Consider the following 3,200-nt stretch of genomic DNA (forward strand, 5'->3'; position numbering starts at 1 on the left):
ATTATCGCCAGGGGTTCGAAACCTTTATCGGGCCTTCCGCGTTGAAGGACCAAAGGGAGAACGCAGATGTCGATCCACTTCACCGTCTCCGACCTGACAAGAAACCTGTTTCACTCGCTGGGGCTGGACCAGCGCGCGCCAAGGCCACTCAATCCCGAGCAAAGCCTGTTGCTGGAATGCTATCTGGCCGGCCAGGTTCCTGAATCAGCCTGGAGCGACTACGTCTTCGAGACGCCCGATCTTGCCCGGCATGCCGAGGCAAGGCGCAGTCACCACTGAGCCTGCTGCGGGCGCCTACTTTGGAGAAGCGAATTGCAATGTGAACACGTTGCCGGCGATCCCTTGCGCCAGCTTCGGTGAAAAGGTCAGGGGCAGGCAATCCTGCAGGGCATCTGTCGCGGCATCGACAAACGTTTTTTTCGCCTTAGCATCGCCATTCACCTTGATGGCCGTCGGCCTCGGCGGGCCGATCAGCGTACCATCCCGCTTGAAGCTGAAGCTCAAGGTGACGCTGGCGGTCCCGGCGTCCGCCGGCGGTGTCCAGCATGCCTGGATCGCTGCCCCGACATCCCTCCATCGTGTTGAGTTCGGCTGCACTCGAAGCATGGACAGCGGCCGCCAGCATTACGCCCGCAACCGCAATCCGTCTCGCAACGCTTTTCATCGCCAGCCCTCGTCTCATGCCTGACCGACAATCCATGCCGGACTGCCGAGATGGATGGTAGGGCCAACGCCGGCAATGACAATATCTCTCGAAAAAAGTTGACGCCAAAAAAGCGACACTGGACGAGGCCTGCGTGCCAGATCGCACTTGGCGATGGCGTGCAAAAGCAAAAAGGTCGGCATTGCGCCGACCTTTCCTATCGCTACGACGTTCTGCGCCAGTACATCCGTGGTCGCGGGCCGAAAGCGAATTGCCTGCAGTAGACAGGGCTTTGGTTAACGTATCCTTAACCTCAGGCCTTGGCCTGCGACTTCACATGGGCGATGTAGCCGCGCACATCGCCGGCCGGCTCGCTATAAGCCTTGCCGAGCGTCTTCTCGATCGCCGCCACATAGTCCTTCGCCCACTTGGGCAAGGCATAGTCGACGACGGCCAGGAATTCGAGCGTCGCCGCCAAGCGGATATCGGCGATCGAAGGATGCTTGCCGCCGATGAACGGCTTGCCGTCCCTGAAGAAGCTGTGAAACACTTCGAGCGGCTCGGCGATCGCCGCCATCGCCGCCTTCTGGGCCTCCGACTTCCTGTCGGGGTGCGCGTCGCTGTGGCCGACCTCGCCGGCATATTGTGGGAAGCCGAGCGCCGGGTAGGTGGCGCGTGCCACATAGGGGTAGAGCGTGCCGATCAGGTAGAACATGGCACTGTCGACCATCGCCCGCTTGGCCGGCGCCTTCGGATAGAATTTCTCCAGCCCGTGCTTGTTGGCGAGATACTGCATGATGGCGCAACTTTCCCACAGCACGCCTCTGGGGAGGCCCTTGTCCTCGATCATCGGTGTCAAATGGGCGGGATTTCGCGCCATGAACTCCGGCGAACGGGTGTGGCCCCAGGCATCGGTCTCGGCATGGTCGAAACCGGCCGCGCGCGCAAACACCCGCACGGTCATGTTGTTGACGCTGGGCTTCAGCATGCTGAGCTTCAACGCCGGCTTCTTGGCCGGCTTGGCCTTGGGCGCGGCTTTTGCCGTCGCCTTCACCGCAGGCTTGGCGGCCGCCTTGGCTTTTGGCTTTGCCGCAGCTTTCGCCGCGGATTTCCCGGCAGTCTTCGTCGCTGTCTTGGCCATCTTGTTCCTCCCTCTGGTCTGTTCAGTATGGGTTCTTCGGCGCCCGATCGTCCGACAAGGTGGCGCGGGAACGTTCGACGAGCGCCTGGATCGCATCGGCGAGATGCACTTCGGCGATGTTGTAGTCGCCGCGCGCGACCCGCAGCCTGTGCGCTTCCATCAGCACATCGGCGTGGGTGAAGCCCGCTGGCGGTTCGAAGCGGTAGGACGCCAGTTCGATCAGCAGGCCGAGCGGATCCTCGAAATAGATCGAATCCATGAAACCGCGATCCTTGACGCCGCTGTGCTTGATGCCGCGCTCGTCAAGACGGGAGACCGCCTGCAGGAAGGTGACGCGCGACACCGAAAAGGCGATGTGGTGGACACAGCCCGGATCGGTCGGCGTGCGCCGCTTCTCCGGTGTGCGGCTCTCGTCGGTGAAGATGGTGATCAGCCGGCCGTCGCCGGGATCGAAATAGAGATGGCTTTCCCTCGGCTTGTCGAGGTTGGGCTGTTCGAAGATGAACGGCATGCCGAGCACGCCTTCCCAGAAATCGATAGAGGTCTGGCGCCCGGCGCCGACCAGCGTGATGTGATGAACGCCCTGCGACTGCAGCTTCTGCATTGGCATTCCTCCCCACGGCATCAACTGGTCGGCGAATCTGCCCGGCACCCGGCGTTCTGCGCGCCACTGGAGCCGTACCTCAGGATCCGTGACGTGATGCTAATGCAAACAGCATCGATGCGCCAGAAGCGACAAGGATCGGAGGACTAGCGAAGACGGAGAGAGTGGTACGCCCAAGGGGAGCCGAACCCTGCTCCCGTCGCAGTGGGCTACGGCCTCATTTCGTGGACAGCGAAGGCGTGGTTGATCTCTCATAAAATAGTGTGGCCTCTAGCCCAAATGGGGCATGCCGATGCGCGATCTTTCCCATACTTGTCTGGCCTCCGATCTCGCTGCCACTGGAGGTCTCACATGGCCGGCAAGTCACGTATCTTTCTTTCTATCCCAGCATTCTTCTTGATGTTCACCCCGCATGCCTATGCGGATAGGTCCGACCCCGTTTTTGGCGATACGCGCTGCCAGGCTATTCTCTCAGGCGAGGGTGGCTGGATGACCAATCGGGAGATCGATATCTGCAGTGGGCGCGATCCTGGGCCGCTGCGAAAGCCGATCAAGCCTGCACAGACCAGCGATGTGGAACTGCCGACCCTCAAAGGGACGAAAAAAGGTCCAACCGGTTCGGTGAATGACGTTCCAAGAAAGCCCGGTACATTCACGACGCCAACAAAGAAGCGGCCGCCGAAAAAAGGCAACGGCAGCGGCAAGGGCGTCCGATAGGCCGTGCAGCGGGTTCGCGTGGCGGAACATTGCAACGCGGGCCTGTACCGACTTACGAGCCGCTGCTGTTGACCGTAGTGCCGACGTTCGTGAAG

General features: G+C 61.2%; 4 protein-coding genes and 1 pseudogene. 2 read left to right on the forward strand and 3 right to left on the reverse strand.

Annotation, left to right across the window (positions count from 1 at the left end; translation table 11 throughout):
* Positions 1-66 precede the first annotated feature (66 nt).
* Entirely contained in the window at positions 67-279 is a 213-nt protein-coding gene (locus tag EN750_RS25790; RefSeq protein ID WP_023810978.1) for a hypothetical protein, read from the forward strand.
* 15 nt (positions 280-294) lie between these two features.
* Here the strand turns inward: EN750_RS25790 and EN750_RS25795 are convergent.
* The 3 genes and pseudogenes from EN750_RS25795 to EN750_RS25805 form a co-directional block, all read right to left on the reverse strand.
* Positions 295-625: pseudogene (locus EN750_RS25795) on the reverse strand (hypothetical protein).
* Between the two features lie 331 nt (positions 626-956).
* The gene (locus tag EN750_RS25800) at positions 957-1,784 is read right to left on the reverse strand and encodes a glutathione S-transferase family protein (protein WP_127398231.1); all 828 of its coding nucleotides are present in this window, start codon (positions 1,782-1,784) and stop codon (positions 957-959) included.
* Between the two features lie 22 nt (positions 1,785-1,806).
* Positions 1,807-2,388: a VOC family protein gene (locus EN750_RS25805; protein WP_127268028.1), complete on the reverse strand. Its 582-nt coding sequence runs from the start codon at positions 2,386-2,388 to the stop codon at positions 1,807-1,809.
* Positions 2,389-2,739: 351 nt separating this feature from the next.
* Between EN750_RS25805 and EN750_RS25810 the strand changes: the two genes are divergently transcribed.
* Positions 2,740-3,105 carry a hypothetical protein gene (locus tag EN750_RS25810; protein WP_127398233.1) on the forward strand — a complete coding sequence of 122 codons (366 nt, stop codon included), beginning with the start codon at positions 2,740-2,742 and terminating at the stop codon, positions 3,103-3,105.
* The last annotated feature ends 95 nt before the right edge of the window (positions 3,106-3,200 follow it).

The sequence above is a fragment of the Mesorhizobium sp. M7A.F.Ca.ET.027.03.2.1 genome, from assembly GCF_003999175.1.
Taxonomy (GTDB): domain Bacteria; phylum Pseudomonadota; class Alphaproteobacteria; order Rhizobiales; family Rhizobiaceae; genus Mesorhizobium.